Source organism: Ilumatobacteraceae bacterium (genome assembly GCA_033344875.1).
In the GTDB taxonomy this organism is placed as follows: Bacteria; Actinomycetota; Acidimicrobiia; order Acidimicrobiales; family Ilumatobacteraceae; genus Ilumatobacter.
Genome location: JAWPMO010000001.1, coordinates 954,312 through 970,262, shown reverse-complemented (window position 1 = coordinate 970,262; position 15,951 = coordinate 954,312). Strand labels below are relative to the sequence as shown.

The window sequence follows — 15,951 nt, the reverse complement described above, 5'->3', positions numbered from 1 at the left end:
GGGGACGTGTCGCCTCCGGGGCTCGCGTCCTACAGTGCTCGTCATGGCGAACCGGTTCGACTCGCAACCACCCGTGCTCTGGACGCCGGTCACCGATGCTCGGACGACGACACGGCTCGGGCGGTTCCTCACGTTCTGCGAGGAACGATCGGGACATGCGTTCACCGACTACGACGAACTCTGGAGTTGGTCGGTCGGCGACGGTCTCGAGGAGTGCTGGGCGGCGATCTGGGAGTACTTCGACGTCGAGGCGACCGAGCCCTATCGGACGGTCCTCGACCGGCGGGTGATGCCCGGCGCCTCGTGGTTCCCAGGAGCTCGCCTCAACTACGCCCGGCACGCCCTCCGCTGGGCCGACGACGACCCCGACCGGGTGGCGATCGTCGCCCGCTCGCAGTCGCGCGACCGGGTCGAGCTCACCTGGGGTCAGCTCGCCGATCAGGTCGGCCGCGCCCGACGTGGACTCGAACTGCTGGGCGTCGGCGAGGGCGACCGGGTGGCGGCGTACCTGCCGAACGTGACCGAGACCATCGTGGCGTTCCTCGCGACCGCGAGCCTCGGGGCCACGTGGACGTCCTGCGCTCCCGAGTTCGGGGTCCAGGCGGTGCTCGATCGTTTCGCCCAGGTCGAACCGAAGGTGTTGTTGGCCGTCGACCGCTACGAGTACGGGCGACGCACGGTGAGCCGGGTCGACGAGTTGGCCACGATCCGCGCCGGGCTGCCGTCACTCCTCGCCACGGTGGTCGTGCCGTACCCCGAGGCGACGACCGCCGACGACGGTGTCATCGAGTGGGAGCGCTTGCTCGCTGAGTCGGCGCCGCTCTCGTTCGCCGCCGTCCCTGCGTCACACCCCCTGTACGTCCTCTACTCGTCGGGGACCACCGGCCTGCCGAAGCCGATCGTGCACGGTCACGGCGGGATCCTGCTCGAGCACCTGAAGGTGATCGGACTCCACGGTGACATGGGACGCGACGACCGGTTCTTCTGGTTCACGACGACCGGCTGGATGATGTGGAACTTCGTGGTGTCGGGTCTCCTGGTCGGGGCCGAGCTCGTGCTGTACGACGGCGACCCCAACGCCGACGGCCCCGAGACACTCTGGCGGCTCGCGGCCGAGGAGCGACTCACGTGGTTCGGTGGTGGTGCGCCGTTCTTCACGGCGTGTCTGCGAGCGGGCATCGTTCCCGGTGACGACTTCGATCTGACCGCACTGCGTGTGATCGGTTCGACCGGGGCCCCGCTGCCCGCCGATGCGTTCCGTTGGATCTACGAGTCGGTGTCGGCCGACGCCCTGTTGTCGCCGATCTCGGGTGGTACCGATGTCTGCTCGGCATTCGTCGGTGGGAGTCCGCTGACGCCCGTGTGGGAGGGCGAGATCCCGGCGCGCTACCTCGGGGCCGCGGTCGAGGCGTTCGACGAGTCGGGCGAGTCGGTGGTGGGGGAGCAGGGCGAGTTGGTGCTGACCCAACCGATGCCCACGATGCCGATCGGCTTCTGGGGAGACGCCGACGGGTCGCGCTATCGGGCGGCGTACTTCGAGGACTACCCGGGTGTCTGGCGACACGGCGACTGGGTCGTCGTCTCCGACCGCGGTAGCTGCGTGATCTCCGGCCGCTCGGATGCCACCCTCAACCGCGGTGGCGTGCGGGTCGGCACCGCCGAGATCTACCGCGTTGCCGAGTCGCTCGACGGCGTCGCCGACAGCTTGGTGGTGCATCTCGAGTCGTCGGATGCCGACGACCCCGGGAACCTCGTGTTGTTCGTGGTGCTCGGCGAGGGCGTCGAGCTCGATGACGAGATGCGCGCTCGGATTCGGGCCGGTCTGCGCTCCGGGCTCTCGCCGCGCCACGTGCCCGACGAGATGCATCAGGTCCGTTCGATCCCGACGACGCTGAGCGGCAAGAAGCTCGAACTCCCGGTGAAGAAGATCCTGTTGGGCGCAGACCCCGCCCGGGTGGCGAGCCGAGATGCACTGAAGGAGCCGGCGGCGCTCGATGCGATCGTCGCCATCGCCGCAGCCCGCTGAATCGTCGGTGCGAGCGTTTCGAGACGTTGGCGTTCCGTTGCGGAACGTGTACGTTCCGCAACTTCGGATGCACGCCCCGGAAAGGCATCGATGACGCAGGCACTCCTCCTCCACGAACAACCCGAGATCCACCAGCGGCGCTGGTTCCTGCTCGGCGTGATGTGCCTCAGTCTGGTGATGGTCGTCATGTCGGTGTCTGGCATCAACGTCGCGTTGCCCTCGATGCAGCAGAGCCTCGATGCCGACGCGACCGATCTGCAGTGGATCGTCGATTCGTACGCGATCGTGTTCGCCGGCCTGCTCCTGTCGGCCGGAGCCATCGGCGACCGGTTCGGTCGCAAGCTGGCGCTCGTCGGTGGACTCGCGGTCTTCGCGTTCGGATCACTGATCGGTGCACTCGCCGACACGTCCAGCATGGTGATCGTCTCCCGAGCGGTGGCCGGTATCGGTGCCGCGTTCGTGATGCCGGCGACCCTCAGCCTGGTGTCGGCGATCTTCCCGCCGGAGGAGCGGGGCAAGGCGATCGCGATCTGGGCGGGTTTCGCCGGAGCCGGCGGCGCCCTCGGGCCGCTGGTCGTGGGCTTCCTGCTCACCGGATGGTGGGTGTTCCCGTCGTTCTGGTGGGGAGCGGCCTTCGTCGTGAACGTCGTCGCGGCACTGGCGGTGCTGATCGCGGTCGCGTTGCTCTCGCCGCGCAGCCGGGACGACGAACGGACACCGCTCGACCCGGTCGGAGCGGCGCTCTCGCTCGTCGGCGTCGCGGCCTTGCTCTACGGCATCATCGAGGGCCCGGCCAAGGGATGGGGAGACTCGCTCGTCGTCGGAGCGTTCGTGCTCTCGGTGGTGACCCTCGCCGCCTTCGTCCGGTGGGAGCTGCGCATCGAACACCCGATGCTGCCGATGCAGTTCTTCCGCGACCGTCGCTTCGCGACCGGGAGCGGTGTGATCACGTTCGGTTTCATGGTGATGTTCGGGTTCTTCTTCCTGATCACCCAGTACTTCCAGTTCGTACGGGGCTGGTCGCCGCTGCGGGCCGGCATCGCGACCCTGCCGTTCGCGATCACCATGATCATCATGTCGCCGCGGAGCGAGGGCTTCGTCCGGCGGTTCGGTGTCAACAACGTGATGGCGGCCGGCTTCACGTCGATCTCGGCCGGGTTCGCCGTGCTGGCGTCGATGTCCACCCGCACGTCCTATCCGATCATCGTCGTCGGTCTCGTGCTGCTGTCGGCCGGCATGGCCGTCTGTATGGCGCCGGCGACCGGGTCGATCATGTCGTCGGTGCCGCTCAACAAGGCCGGGGTGGGGTCGGCGGTCAACGACACGACACGCGAACTCGGCGGAGCCCTCGGGATCGCGATCCTCGGCAGCATCGTCACGTCGAGCTATCAGGCCCGGTTCGACGGTGGGGGCAGCCTGCCGGGTGACCTGGGAGCGGTCGCCGACGAATCGATCGGTGGGGCGATCGGCGTCGCTCGCCAGATCGGCGGTGTCGAGGGAGCACAACTCGTCGAACGGGCCGGCGTGGCCTTCACGGGAGCGATCAACACCGCGTTCGTGGTGTCGGCCGTCATCTCCGTCATCGCCGGCGTCATCGTGTTCACCACGGGGCGCCGCGCCCCGCTCCCCGCGCCCGACCGTGAGCCGGCCGCGTCGTCGTGAGCGAGCCGGCACTCGATCCACGTATCGAACGCACGCGGCGTGTGGTGCTCGAATCGACGCTCGACGAACTCGCCGAGGTGGGTTACGGCGCGCTGACCATCGAAGGTGTCGCCCGGCGTGCGGGCGTCGGCAAGGCGACGATGTACCGGCACTGGGCTGGGAAGCTCGAACTCGTCGGCGATGCCGTCGCGACCTTGAAGCAGCAGGTCCGTGCCCCCGACACCGACGACCATCGCGAGCGCGTCACCGGACTGATCCGGGCGGTCGCCGAGACCCTCTCGTCGTCGCGGTTCTCGGCGTGTATGCCGGCGATCGTCGATGCGAGTGAGCGTGACGAATCGGTGCGCCGCATGCACCATGCGGCGTCGTCGGTTCGACGCGAGTACACCGAGAGTGTGCTCGACGACGCCCGCCGCGCCGGTCACCTCCCCGACGACGTCGATGTCCCCCTGCTGGCGCAGGTCCTGGTCGGCCCGTTGTTCGTACGACGGCTGATGACCGCCGAGCCGTTCCCGGTCGAGCAGGTCGATCAGCTCGTCGCCATGGTGCTCGATCCGCTCTGGATCGCATCACCGTGAGCATCGGGCGGGGCCAGGGCGGGCGTGGGACCGTTACGATCGGTGACGTGACCCAGATCTATCTCGACCGCCTCGCCCGTGTCCGTGCCGCCATGGCCGAGCAAGGGGTCGACACGCTGCTGTTGTCGGTGGGGCACGATCTGCCGTATCTCACGGGCTATCTCGCCATGCCGCTCGAACGGCTGACGATGTTGGTCGTGCGGCAGGACGGCGACGCGACGTTGCTGATCCCGCGTCTCGAGGCGCCTCGGGTCGATCCGCAGCCGGGCGTGTTCGAACTGCTGCCGTGGAACGAGACCGAGGATCCGACGGCGATCGTCGGGGGCCTCGCCCAGGGTTCGACCTCGGTGGCCGTGGGCGACCAGATGTGGGCTCGGTTCCTGGTCGAACTCCTGCCGCACCTGCCGAACGCCTCGTTCCGACGCGCAGTCGACGTGGTCGGTCCCCTCCGGATGATGAAGGACCGGGCCGAGATCGATGCGCTCGCCGCTGCCGGCGCCGCCGTCGATCGGATCGCGGTCGAGCTGCAGGCCGGGCGGATCCCCCTGGTCGGTCGGACCGAGGCCGAGGTGTCGGCCGACCTCTCGGCGCGCATCATCGCCGAAGGTCACCAGAAGGTGAACTTCGCGATCGTCGCCGCCGGCGAGAACGCCGCGAGTCCGCACCATCACGCCGGCTCGCGGGTGATCCGCGAGAACGAGATCGTGCTCTGTGACTTCGGCGGGACGATGAACGGGTACTGCTCCGACATCACGCGCTGCGTGTTCACCGGCGACGTCGCACCCGATGTGGCCGAGGCGTACGCCGTGCTGCGCGAGGCGCAGGCAGCGTCGGTCGCCGCGGCGACGGTCGGCACGCCCTGCGAAGACGTCGACCGGGTGGGTCGGGCCATCATCGCCGACGCCGGGTACGGCGAGTTCTTCGTGCACCGAACCGGCCACGGCATCGGGCTCGAAGAGCACGAGGATCCCTACATCGTCGAGGGCAACGGGTTGCCGCTGGCGTCCGGGCACGCGTTCAGCATCGAACCGGGGATCTACGTCCCCGGCAAGTGGGGGATGCGGCTCGAGGACATCGTCGTGGCCGGCGACGACGGCCCGATCCCGATGAACACGGTCGAGCACGATCTGATGTCGGTGGGCTGACCGGCCGACGCTCCGATCAGGCGTCGCGGTCGGTGCCGCCGGTCAGGAGATCGGCGTCGACGTCGTTCGTGAACGAGGTCAGCTCGATCGAGACGTCGGCATTGAAGTAGCGGGCCAGGATGCCGGCGTCGAGCGCGCAGTACACGACGACGCCGCCGAGCACCGGCACGTCGGCGCAGGCCGCCGGGCGGTCGGCGATCGTCTCGGTGTGGCCCTCGCTGAAGCCGACGCGGCGGGCCGCGTCGATCGCGAGTCGGGCGGCGATGCCGTCGGACCAGAAGCGATGGGTGAGGTTGAGGTCGCTGATGAGGGCGTCGTCGATCAGGTCGACGCAGCTGCCGTCGTCGATCCGGCAGGTGCGGGCCGAGCCGCGATCGAGCAGGAAGTCGACGTTGCCGATCGTGATCCGACGCTGGTCGCCGAGCTGGCGGACGGTCGCCTGGGTCGTCCGGCCGGTGGTGCTCGGGATGATGTCGTACGTGGCGGTGAACGTGACGGAGTTCGCTCGCTCGAGGCGTTCGAGCACCACCTGCGCCGCCGCGTCGTCGATCACCGGGACCGGTTCGAGTTCGGGTCGCTGACCGGTGAAACAGCCCGAGGTCGCGAGGACGAGCCCGACGAGGAGGGCCGCACTGCGGAAGCGGGGGATCGGCCGGTGTTGGCGCTGCTCCGTCGGCATGGATGCATCAGCCTAGGGCGTTACCCTCCAGCCACGTGATTCGCCTCGACGCCGCCACGGTGCTGCTCCAATGGGCGGTCGGCGGGATGTTGTTCTGCTGGTTCACCACCCGACGGCGCGAGGTCGGCCTCGGTTACGGCTGGTTGCTCCGCGGGACCTACGGACACCTGGCGCTCGGCGCGGCCGTCGCCGGGTTCCGGTACGGCACCCTGCCGGTCCGTGAGGCGAGCTCGATCGCCGTCGTCGCCGCCTGCACCGGAGCGCTCGCGGTGTCGGTCCTGCGGAGGCGGGCCGGCGTGCGCGGCCAGCGGCTCGAACACGACCGACGTTCCGAGCGTGTCGCTGCCATGACCGGGATCGACCGTGGCGCCGATCGGGTCGAGACGAGCGACGGTCCCGAGTTCCCGCCGTTCCTCGACCTCGTCCCGGTGCTCGTCGGGGTGGTCGGGTTGATCGCTGCCGGCATCGACGCAGCACCCGACGGTGGGTTCGACACGGTCGTCGGGTTGCTCCGCACGCTGGTCGGCGCAGCGTTCCTGGGTGCGGTCACCAACGCGATGCTGCTCGGCCACTGGTATCTGGTGCAGCCCGGCTTGCCGCGCCGGTTGCTCAACGAGATCGTCTCGGCACTCGGATGGATGTGGCCGGCCGAGATCGCGGTGATGCTGCTCCCGACCGGGATGATCAGTGTGTGGTCGGGTGCCGTCGACGACGGCTGGGGCGGAACGCTCGGCTGGTTCTGGGGTGCGTGTGCGCTCGCGACGATCGTGCTCGTGTTCGTCACCAAGGCCGCGTTGCGCGAACGCGAGTACTCGGCGGTGATGGCGGCCACCGGTCTGCTCTACCTGGCGATCCTGACCGCGTTCGGTACCGACTTGGTCGCTCGCGCTGTGCTCGACACCTGAGTTCGGGCATGATGGGGGCATGCCCCGCCCCGTCTGGACCGGCACGATCAGCTTCGGGCTCGTCGCGATCCCCGTCAAGTTGTTCCACGCCGTACGCCGTCAGAGTGTGTCGTTCAACCAGCTCGACGATCGCACGATGTCGCGCATCAAGTACCGCAAGGTGTCGGCGCTCGACGGTGAGGAAGTCCCCGACGATCACATCGTGAAGGGGTACGAGGTCTCCAAGGATCGCTACATCGTCGTCGACCCCGACGAGCTCGAACCCTTCATTCCGGCGGCGACCAAGACGGTCGAGCTCGAGGAGTTCGTCGACCTCGAGGAGATCGATCCGGTGTTCTACGACAACGCCTACTACGTGGCGCCCGGCGCCAACCCGAAGCCGTACGTGCTGCTCGCCCGTGCGATGGAGGAGAGCAACAAGGTGGCGATCGGTCGGTTCGTGATGCGCAACAAGCAGTACACGGCGGCGATCCGGGCCGAGGAGGGGCGGCTGATCATGTCGACGCTCGCCTACGCCGACGAGGTCCTCGACCCGGCGACGATCGACGAGCTGAGCGAACTCGACGACATCGAGGTGTCGAAGAAGGAGATCGCGATGGCTGAGTCGTTGGTCGATTCGCTGACGGCCGCGTTCGAGCCGGCGAAGTATCGCGACGAGTACCGCGAGCAGGTCCTCGACCTGATCGAGATCAAGGCGTCGGGTCAGGCGTTCGAGTTGCCGGAAACCGAGACCGAGAAGCCCAAGGTCATCGATCTGATGGCGGCGCTCGAGGCGAGTGTCGCGAAGGCCAAGGAGGCTCGCGGCAGGCACCCGTCCGGTGCCAAGCAGGCGGCGGCCGCCAAGCCCGCCGCGAAGAAGAGCACGGCCAAGAAATCCGCCGCCAAGAAGCCGGCGAAGAAGTCCACGGCCGAGAAATCGACGGCGAAGAAGAGCACGGCGAAGAAGTCGGCAGCCAAGAAGAGCGCGTGACCTCCTCGGTCGAGGTCGAGATCGACGGGCGCCGGCTTTCGCTGATCAACCTCGACAAGGTGCTCTATCCGAGCGGGTTCACCAAGGCGCAGGTCATCGACTACATGGCCAAGGTCGCCACGGTGGCGATCCCGCATCTCACCGGCCGGGCACTGACGTTCCGTCGCTACCCCGACGGGTCAGACACGAACGGCTTCTTCGAGAAGCGTTGCCCCGGCCATCGCCCCCCGTGGGTCGACGTCGCCCTCGGGCCCGGCGATCGGCAGGGGGGCATCGAGTACTGCCGGATCGACGAGACGGCGGCGCTCGTGTGGGCCGCCAACATGGCGGCGCTCGAACTGCACGCGCCGATGGCGCTCGCCGACGACCTCGATGTGCCGAGATCGCTGGTGTTCGACTTCGATCCCGGTGCGCCGGCGGCGATCCGTGAGTGCTGCGAGATCGCCGTCGCCGCCCGAGCGGTGCTCGACTCGGTCGGACTCGCCGGCTGGTGCAAGACCTCGGGTTCGAAGGGCTTGCAGATGTACGTCCCGCTGAACTCGCCCGATGCCACCCACGATGGCGCCGCCGATTTCGCGCTCGCCGTCGGGCAGGTGCTCGAGCGCCAACTGCCCGGGCGGGTCACGACCGTCATGGCCAAGGCGGAGCGGCCGGGCAAGATCTTCGTCGACTGGAGCCAGAACGCGTTCCACAAGACCACCATCGCACCGTATTCGCTGCGGGCGAGGCCGGAACCGACCGTGTCGACGCCCGTCACCTGGGACGAGGTGGCCGCTTGCGCCGAGGGTGACCTCGACCTCAAGTTCAGGGCGAATGATGTGCTCGAACGGGTCGAACGACACGGGGATCTGTTCGCCCCGGTCCTGACCACGGTACAGACCCTGCCGCTGTAGGTGTCAGTCCTCTCACCGAGGGTGCAATTGTGTCTCGACCTTGACATGATGGTGAGGTGATGTTGCGACGTTGGGACGTGGGCCGTACGGCCGCGCTGGTCGTCGTCGGCGCGTCGCTGGCCGCATCGTGTGGTCAGGCCGAGTTCACGACGCCGCCGTCGCCCGAGTTCTTCGAGGGGCGCCGAGCGGAGCCGACCGTGGTCGCTCCCGACGACATCGACGGGACGCCCGACGGAGCCGGCTCCGACCCCGATGCCGACGTCCTGCTGTCGGCGATCGAACCCGACGCCGACGGCGTGGCGCTCGAGCGGATGACCCTCGTCGACGACGCCGGCGTGGCGGCGCCCAACGTCAGCGGATGGGCGCACTTCGACGAGGTGCTCGCCGACCGCCTGATCCCGGCCGACGTATCGGCCTCCGTTGCCGTGATGATCGACGGTCAACTCGTCCATGCGGCCGCCTTCGGTGAACGCGTCGCCGGCGCCGGCGAGCCGGTCGACACGAGCGACCGCTTCCGGGTGGCGAGCATCTCCAAGTCGATCACGGCGATCACGACGCTGCGCCTCGTCGAAGCCGGTGCGCTCACGCTGGACGAGCCCGTCGGCGATCTGCTCGTCGGGCACCTCGGATTGACGACCGTCGACCCTGATGTCGCCTCGATCACCGTACGCGAGTTGCTCAGCCACACGGCGGGGTTCCCGCAGCACGAGGGCACCTTCTTCTCCAACGGGGCGGCGTCGTGCACCGAGGCCGCGAGCATCGGCCTGTCGCGCTCGGTGTCGAGCGGCTCCGGCTTCCGGTACTCCAACATGAGCTACTGCGTGCTCGGTCTGCTGATCGAGGCCGTGACGGGCAAGACCTACGAGCGGGTCGTCACCGAGCAGCTCCTGACCCCGCTGGGTCTGAGCGGCATGCGGTTGACCGCCACGTACGAACTCGGCCCCGACGAGGTGTCGCACCACCCGTCGCCCAACCGCAACTTCATGGAGGCGCTCGGTGCCGCCGGTGCGTGGAACGCCACGCCGAGCGACCTGGTGACGATCTTCAACTCGGTCGACCCGAGCACGCCGGGCTGGAAGGCGCTGTCGCCCGACCTGCTGTCGGTCCTGCGGTACCGCGTCCCCGCCGACACGCCGCCGGGTGGCTACGGCCTCGGCGTCATCAACTACGACGGTGACGCCTGGGGCCACACCGGCACCCTGCAGAACACGCACGCGATGGTGCTGGTGCAGCCCGGTGGCCTGACGTGGGCGATCACCGTGTCGGGGGAGTATCCCAGCAACACCGGCCAGCTGCGAAGCATCATGCAGCATGCGCTTGCCGCCGGGTTCCCCACGAGCTGACGACACCGCTGCGTCGTACCTGACGCCGGCCCTCCAGCGATGGAAGCGGCTGGCCGACCCCGTCCTGCTGGTGCTGGCACTCGGGTCGATCCCCGTGCTCCTGCTCGAGGTCGAGAAGGCCGATCTGCCCAGCGGCGATCAGATGTTCATCGACATCGTCAACATCATCGTGCTGGTCGCCTTCGCCGTCGACTACGTGATCGGGCTGTTCCTCACCGACGACCGATGGGGATACGTGCGCGGCGAGTGGCTGAATCTGCTGATCGTGTTCGGATCGGCGGCGGCGGTGGCTCCCGACCTCGCCGCGTTCGGGACGACGCGGGCTCTGCGCGGTCTGCGGCCGTTGCGGGCGATCATCGCGCTCGTGCGCGTGATCGTGATCGGTGGGATCGCGGCGCGGGAGGGGAGACGGATCGTGCGACACAATGCCGTGCGGTTCGCCGTCGGAGTGTCGCTGATGACGTGGTTCACCTCGGCGGCGGCGTTCACGATCGCCGAGGACGTCGGTGTCGGACGGTCGGTGGCCGGCTTCGGTGATGCGCTCTGGTGGTCGGCGGCAACGATCACGACCGTCGGCTACGGCGACATCGCCCCGGTGACGATGGCCGGTCGGGGAGTGGCGCTCGTGACCATGGTGGTCGGGATCTCGACGTTCGCGATCATCACCGCTCGGGTGGCGAGCTTCCTGGTCGCCGACGACTGAGACCGCCATGGAACAATGGCCGGATGGATCTTCCGCAGCAGGGTAGGGGCGTCGACGAGGTCATCGCCGATCTCGAACAGAAGCGGGGCGGCGACGTCCGTTGGCGGGAGGGCAAGGCGTTTAGCCTGGTCTACGACGGTGGCCCGTCGGTGCACGAGGTCGCTGAGCGGGCGGCGATGCTCTACCTGCACGAGAACGCGCTCAACACGAAGGCGTTCCCGTCACTGGGCCAGATCCAGTCGGAGGTGGTGAGGTGGACCGCCGGGTTGCTCCACGGACCCGACACAGCGGCCGGCTTCCTCACCAGCGGGGGGACCGAGTCGATCCAGTGTGCGGTGCTCGCCGCCCGTGAACGCGGCCGGGCCGAGCGCGGCATCCGGTCGGGCGAGATCGTGGTCGCCGAGTCGGCGCATGCGGCATTCCACAAGTCGGCGCACATGTTCGACATGCCGATCCACACCACGCCCGTCCTCGACGACTGGACCGTCGACGTGGATGCGATGGCCGATGCGGTCAACGAGAACACGGTGCTCGTGGTCGGCTCGGCGCCGCAGTACCCGCAGGGGGTGGTCGACCCGATCCCGGCGATCGCGGAGCTGGCGGCGTCGGTCGGGGCGAACTGTCATGTCGATGCCTGCATGGGCGGCTTCGTGCTCCCGTTCGCCGAGATGCTCGGGCGGGAGATCCCGCCGTGGGACTTCCGGGTCGACGGCGTGCACTCGATCTCGACCGACGTGCACAAGCTCGGCTATGCGCCGAAGGGGATCTCGGTGGTGCTGCACCGGACGAAGGAGCTGCGTCGCTACCAGACGTGGATGTTCGACCAGTGGCTCGGCGGGTTCTACGGCTCGCCGAACCTCCAGGGCACCAGGTCGGGCTTGCCGATGGCGGCCGGCTGGGCGGTGATGCAGCACCTCGGGGTGGACGGTTACGTCGATCTGACCCGCCAGACGCTCGAGAACGCCGATCGGATGCGATCGGGGATCGACGCGATCGACGGGATCCGTGTGCTCGGTGACGGTGGCTTGCATCTGATCGCGATGGCGAGCGATCCGGCCGCGGCCGAGCCGATCGACGTGTTCGCACTCGGTGACGCGCTGCTCGCTCGCGGCTGGCACCACGATCGCCAAGGGCCGCCTGACTCGCTGCACTCGACGGTGAGCAACTCGAACACCGGCGTCATCGATCAGTACCTGACCGACCTCGCCGAGTGCGCGGCCGAGGTGCTGGGCCGATCGGCGACCGACCGCAGCACCTCGTATTCGACCGTGGAGTAGCCGAAACGCCGTTCGACGGGTGTCAGCCGGCGGGGACGACGACCAGCTGGGCTTCGGCGCCCTGCTGCTGCAGGTCGATCTGTGCGCCGTCGAGGTCGTCGGCGATCTCCGGTGCGACGCAGATCGTGAGGCCGTGTGCCTCGCCGACCTGGTCGCCGGCCATCGGCTCATCGACGAAGCCGAGCGTGATACCGCCCTGCTGGCCGTCGGGGGCCGGTGCGGATGCGACGCGCAGGCTGGCGTCGTCCGGGATGTTCTGTCGGGTCTTCGTCTCGGTCAGCGCGTTCGCGGCGGTGGGACTCAGGGTCAACATGTGGGTGATCATCCTCCTGGATGTTCGTAGATGTTCGTGGGTGTGAATTCACGCGCGTACCCGACGGTCGTGATCTCAAACCCGAGCGATCGCGGAGCGCGACTCGGAATCTCGGTCGTACCGATTTCGGCGGTGGGGCAGCGCTGGTGTGGGTCGCTCCCGGTCGGCGTCGTCGGGTGACCGGGGCTCGGGGGAGGGGAGCCTGCGAGCGAGGTGGCCGGGGCCGACCGGCCCGGGGGCGCGCACGAACGCCCGACCGGGTCGGGGCTCAGGCGCTCAGGGGCAGCTGCCGGTGTGGCACACCCGATGGTGGATCGGGTGGCTGTTCGGCCGGTTGTCCGGCTGACCGGTCGGCACGGCGACCGGGCGGAGGCTCGGGCTCGACCGATCGTCGGCGTCGCTCGGATTCGAGGGGAACGGTCGCGTACACCTCGCCCATCCGTTCGATGGTCAGCGTTCGTTCGGGCGACAGGTGGAGCGCCCATCCCGGTTCGTGAATCACGTGGTGGTGTCTCACGCAGAGGGGGAGGAGTTGGTCGAGATCGGTCGACCCGCCGAGCTCCCACGGGTGGAGGTGGTGGATCTCGCAGCGGTTGAAGGCCACGTCGCAGCCGTGGAAGGCGCAGGTGGCGTACATCGCTCGAAGGGCACGACGCTGGTCTCGGTTGGCCAGCCGCTGGTCGCGGCCGACGTCGAGGACCACCCCGTTGGTGTCGATGACGATCGGCACGACGACGCCGTTGCACAGCATCCGGCGGACGGACGGAAGCGGAACCGGTGTGCCGTCGTCGAACTCGCACACCGTGTCGGCGTGCGGGCCGTCGATCAGGCTGGTCGCGTCGACGTGGACGCGGACTTCGCTGCGGTGCGGACGTACTGCTTGATGCCCGCCGGTGACGAGGTTGCCGAGTGCCTCGGCTGCGATGGCGGCTCGATCGACCGAGCGGTCGCCGCCGGCCTTGACGAGCTTGGCGGTCTCGGCGTCGAGCATGTTGAACACCGCGTGCCCCAGCTCGGGATGGAGCCGTGCATTGAGGACGTACATGCCCTCTCGGTCGATCGTCTTCGTCAGTCGGGTCTCGTTCCGCTGCTGACGGTCGCGCTCGACGCCCTGATCGCGCTCGAGTTGGCGGATGAGGTCTCGCACGCTCTTGCCGAACTCGTCGGGCGTCATGCGCGTTGCGTCGGACGCCAGGTCGGTTTCGTGGTCGTACAGCTCCCGCCGTGTGTCGTCGTCGAGACGGCTGGTGGCGTTCGCCAGCGCGTCGGCGTGTGCGGCCGTAACCTCGCCGTCGGCGAGTTTGTCGGCGAGTGACGGTGCCTGCTCCAACGCGTCGGCCCGACGCTCCTTGGCCCTCGCTTCTCTGGACGAAATGCCGCCATTGCGGGTGTGGAGGTCGGCAGCGGGCGCCGACTCGCCGTGGGCGTGGAGCGAACGGATGTGGCTGGTCACGTTGGCCTCGTAGGCGTCGAGGAAGCCGCGGACCGACTTGACGGTGCCCAACGCTGCCGCAGCACCTGACGCATCGAGGTCGCCGACATCCCCGGGCAGCAGGGCACTCAGCGCCTGTGCGGGAGTCGGGATGGCGACCATGAAGCCATGCGATCGAACGTATGTTCGATCGTCAACCCCGCGATGCGGATTTGGTTCGCGGGTGATCGTCGCTCGTACGGGTTCGGCGTCGGCCCAGGGCCCGGTCCGTCCACGGACGCGGCGCGGCTCGAGGGCCGGTTCAGGGCCGGTGGTAGCGCTCAGTGGTCGTGGCGGTGGTGCAGGTCGGGCACGTGTGGGTGTGCGTGGACCAGCGGGCGGTGTTCGTGAACGTGTGTGTGACGGCCCGCGAACCCATCGACGTGGTCGTGGTCGTGGTGGTCGTCGTCGTGCGTGTGTTCGTGATCGTGGACGAGCTCGTGGTGCTGATGCGAATGCACGTGCGCCGATCGCAGCGAGACCGCGACGCCGACACCTGCGGCGACCGCGGCGGCCACCTGCAGTGCGGTCGCATCCTCTCCCAGCAACGTCCAGGCGATCGTCGCGCCGATGAACGGCGCGGTCGCGAAGATGACCTGGCCCCGAGCTGCTCCCAGGTCGCGGGCTCCCTTGACCCACAGCGTGATCGACAGTCCGTAGCCGGCAGCCCCGATCGCGAGCGCCGCGACCACGTCGGACACCGTCGTGGTGGTCCCCCATCCGGCGATGATCAGTCCGATCGCCAGGTTCGCGCCGCCGGCGATCACCCCTTTCAGCATCACCACATGTTCCGGACCGAGTTGCTCGATGCTCGCGGTCACACCGTTGTCGAAGCCCCACGCGATGCAGGCAGCGATCACGAGTAACGCGCCCACGTCGGGGGTCGCACCGGGCTGCCACGTCAGGGCCGCTCCGGCGATGGTGATCAGCGCCGCCGCAACCCACATCCGGGCTCCGAGATGTTCACGGAACAGCACGGCAGCCAGCACGACCGTCGCCGCGAGTTCGGCGTTCAACAGGATCGACGCCGTCGCCGGATCGGTTCGGGCGAGCCCGGCGACGAGCAGCACCGGCCCGACCGCTCCGCCCATCAGCACCGCGGTGGCCGCCGGTCGCCACTCCGAGCGCAGCGCCCGAGCGGTCGGAGGCTGACGGAGCGCCACGGGTGCTGCCGCGAACGCCGCCCCGATGTACAGCAATCCGGCCAAGGTGAACGCCGGCAGGGATCCCGCCAGCTCCGATGCGAACGGTGCAGAGGCCCCGAACAGCACAGCCGCAGCCAAACACCGGAGCACCCCGACCTGTCTCATGCCACCCAGTCTGCCCCCACACCCACCAAGTCACCGAGATGACCCTCAGCTCGGTGTGGCGCGTTCGAGCCAGCCGTTCTGGCCTTCGTATCCATCCGATGCTCCGATTCCGGCCGACTGGAACATCGCAAACCTCTCTTGAGGGTGCCCACCATGTCGGCACTGACCAGCGCACCTCACGATGTCGTGATTGTCCCGCTCCGATCGCGGAGGTTCAGGAAGGTCCGGATACCTGAGAGTGAGCCAAGATGTCGACATGACGTTCGCCCTCGACCACGAACAGCGACGGTTCCTGCGCGACGCGAACAGGTCGTTCCTGTTTGCGAACCGCCGTGACGGGACACCCACGGGATGGCCGATGACACCGCTCGACCGCGAGGACGGCTGCATCTATTTCAACACGTACCGCAAGAGCGTGAAGGCCCAGGTGATGCGGCGCGACCCCCGGGTGAGCGCGGTGATCGAAGGGGACCTCGACGGGAAGCGTCGGACGCTGGCGGTCAGCGGTGACGCTGAGTTGATGGACCAATCCGAGGCGGCATCGATGTTCGAGGCAATGGTGCGAACCGATGGTTTCGTGCCTGCCGAACAGGTCGCCACGACCGTTGCTCGAATGCAGGCCGGGAAGCGTTGCCTGTTTCGGATCCACCCTCGATCTGGGCGGTGGTTGCCATGA

At 68.5% G+C, this 15,951-nt stretch carries 15 protein-coding genes; 11 read left to right on the top strand and 4 right to left on the bottom strand.

Annotated features, from left to right (window positions below):
* Nucleotides 1-43 precede the first annotated feature (43 nt).
* The 4 genes from R8G01_04590 (at nucleotide 44) to R8G01_04575 (ending at nucleotide 5,411) form a co-directional block, all read left to right on the top strand.
* Entirely contained in the window at nucleotides 44-2,026 is a 1,983-nt protein-coding gene (locus R8G01_04590) for an acetoacetate--CoA ligase (protein MDW3213253.1), read from the top strand.
* Nucleotides 2,027-2,116: 90 nt separating this feature from the next.
* The gene (locus tag R8G01_04585; GenBank protein MDW3213252.1) at nucleotides 2,117-3,688 is read left to right on the top strand and encodes an MFS transporter; all 1,572 of its coding nucleotides are present in this window, start codon (nucleotides 2,117-2,119) and stop codon (nucleotides 3,686-3,688) included.
* A complete protein-coding gene (locus R8G01_04580; GenBank protein MDW3213251.1) occupies nucleotides 3,685-4,266 on the top strand; it encodes a TetR/AcrR family transcriptional regulator in 582 nt (193 codons plus the stop codon). The genes R8G01_04585 and R8G01_04580 overlap by 4 nt, the downstream gene beginning before the upstream one ends.
* 47 nt (nucleotides 4,267-4,313) lie before the next feature.
* The gene (locus R8G01_04575; GenBank protein ID MDW3213250.1) at nucleotides 4,314-5,411 is read left to right on the top strand and encodes a Xaa-Pro peptidase family protein; all 1,098 of its coding nucleotides are present in this window, start codon (nucleotides 4,314-4,316) and stop codon (nucleotides 5,409-5,411) included.
* A 16-nt stretch (nucleotides 5,412-5,427) separates the two neighbouring features.
* Here the strand turns inward: R8G01_04575 and R8G01_04570 are convergent, their stop codons facing one another.
* Nucleotides 5,428-6,090, bottom strand: a complete 663-nt coding sequence (locus R8G01_04570; GenBank protein MDW3213249.1) for a hypothetical protein — start codon at nucleotides 6,088-6,090, stop codon at nucleotides 5,428-5,430.
* A gap of 35 nt (nucleotides 6,091-6,125) precedes the next feature.
* Between R8G01_04570 and R8G01_04565 the strand changes: the two genes are divergently transcribed.
* Genes R8G01_04565 through R8G01_04540 form a run of 6 tightly spaced genes read left to right on the top strand, consistent with a single transcriptional unit; the run spans nucleotide 6,126 to nucleotide 12,181 of the window.
* Nucleotides 6,126-6,995, top strand: a complete 870-nt coding sequence (locus R8G01_04565; GenBank protein MDW3213248.1) for a hypothetical protein — start codon at nucleotides 6,126-6,128, stop codon at nucleotides 6,993-6,995.
* A 19-nt stretch (nucleotides 6,996-7,014) separates the two neighbouring features.
* Complete coding sequence (locus tag R8G01_04560) at nucleotides 7,015-7,965, top strand: Ku protein (protein ID MDW3213247.1); 951 nt, start codon at nucleotides 7,015-7,017, stop codon at nucleotides 7,963-7,965.
* A complete protein-coding gene (ligD, locus tag R8G01_04555; protein ID MDW3213246.1) occupies nucleotides 7,962-8,858 on the top strand; it encodes a non-homologous end-joining DNA ligase in 897 nt (298 codons plus the stop codon). The genes R8G01_04560 and ligD overlap by 4 nt, the downstream gene beginning before the upstream one ends.
* Nucleotides 8,859-8,917: 59 nt before the next feature.
* A complete protein-coding gene (locus R8G01_04550) occupies nucleotides 8,918-10,201 on the top strand; it encodes a serine hydrolase domain-containing protein (protein MDW3213245.1) in 1,284 nt (427 codons plus the stop codon).
* Nucleotides 10,170-10,904 carry an ion channel gene (locus R8G01_04545; protein ID MDW3213244.1) on the top strand — a complete coding sequence of 245 codons (735 nt, stop codon included), beginning with the start codon at nucleotides 10,170-10,172 and terminating at the stop codon, nucleotides 10,902-10,904. The genes R8G01_04550 and R8G01_04545 overlap by 32 nt, the downstream gene beginning before the upstream one ends.
* A 23-nt stretch (nucleotides 10,905-10,927) precedes the next feature.
* Nucleotides 10,928-12,181, top strand: coding sequence for an aspartate aminotransferase family protein (locus tag R8G01_04540; GenBank protein MDW3213243.1), 1,254 nt, complete (start codon nucleotides 10,928-10,930; stop codon nucleotides 12,179-12,181).
* A gap of 22 nt (nucleotides 12,182-12,203) precedes the next feature.
* Here the strand turns inward: R8G01_04540 and R8G01_04535 are convergent, their stop codons facing one another.
* The 3 genes from R8G01_04535 to R8G01_04525 form a co-directional block, all read right to left on the bottom strand.
* Entirely contained in the window at nucleotides 12,204-12,494 is a 291-nt protein-coding gene (locus R8G01_04535; GenBank protein MDW3213242.1) for a hypothetical protein, read from the bottom strand.
* A 268-nt stretch (nucleotides 12,495-12,762) separates the two neighbouring features.
* Nucleotides 12,763-14,088 carry a DUF222 domain-containing protein gene (locus tag R8G01_04530; protein MDW3213241.1) on the bottom strand — a complete coding sequence of 442 codons (1,326 nt, stop codon included), beginning with the start codon at nucleotides 14,086-14,088 and terminating at the stop codon, nucleotides 12,763-12,765.
* A 158-nt stretch (nucleotides 14,089-14,246) separates the two neighbouring features.
* Nucleotides 14,247-15,275, bottom strand: a complete 1,029-nt coding sequence (locus R8G01_04525) for a DMT family transporter (GenBank protein MDW3213240.1) — start codon at nucleotides 15,273-15,275, stop codon at nucleotides 14,247-14,249.
* A 256-nt stretch (nucleotides 15,276-15,531) separates the two neighbouring features.
* Between R8G01_04525 and R8G01_04520 the strand changes: the two genes are divergently transcribed.
* Nucleotides 15,532-15,951 (top strand): pyridoxamine 5'-phosphate oxidase family protein, encoded by a 420-nt coding sequence (locus R8G01_04520; GenBank protein MDW3213239.1) that lies wholly within the window; start codon nucleotides 15,532-15,534, stop codon nucleotides 15,949-15,951.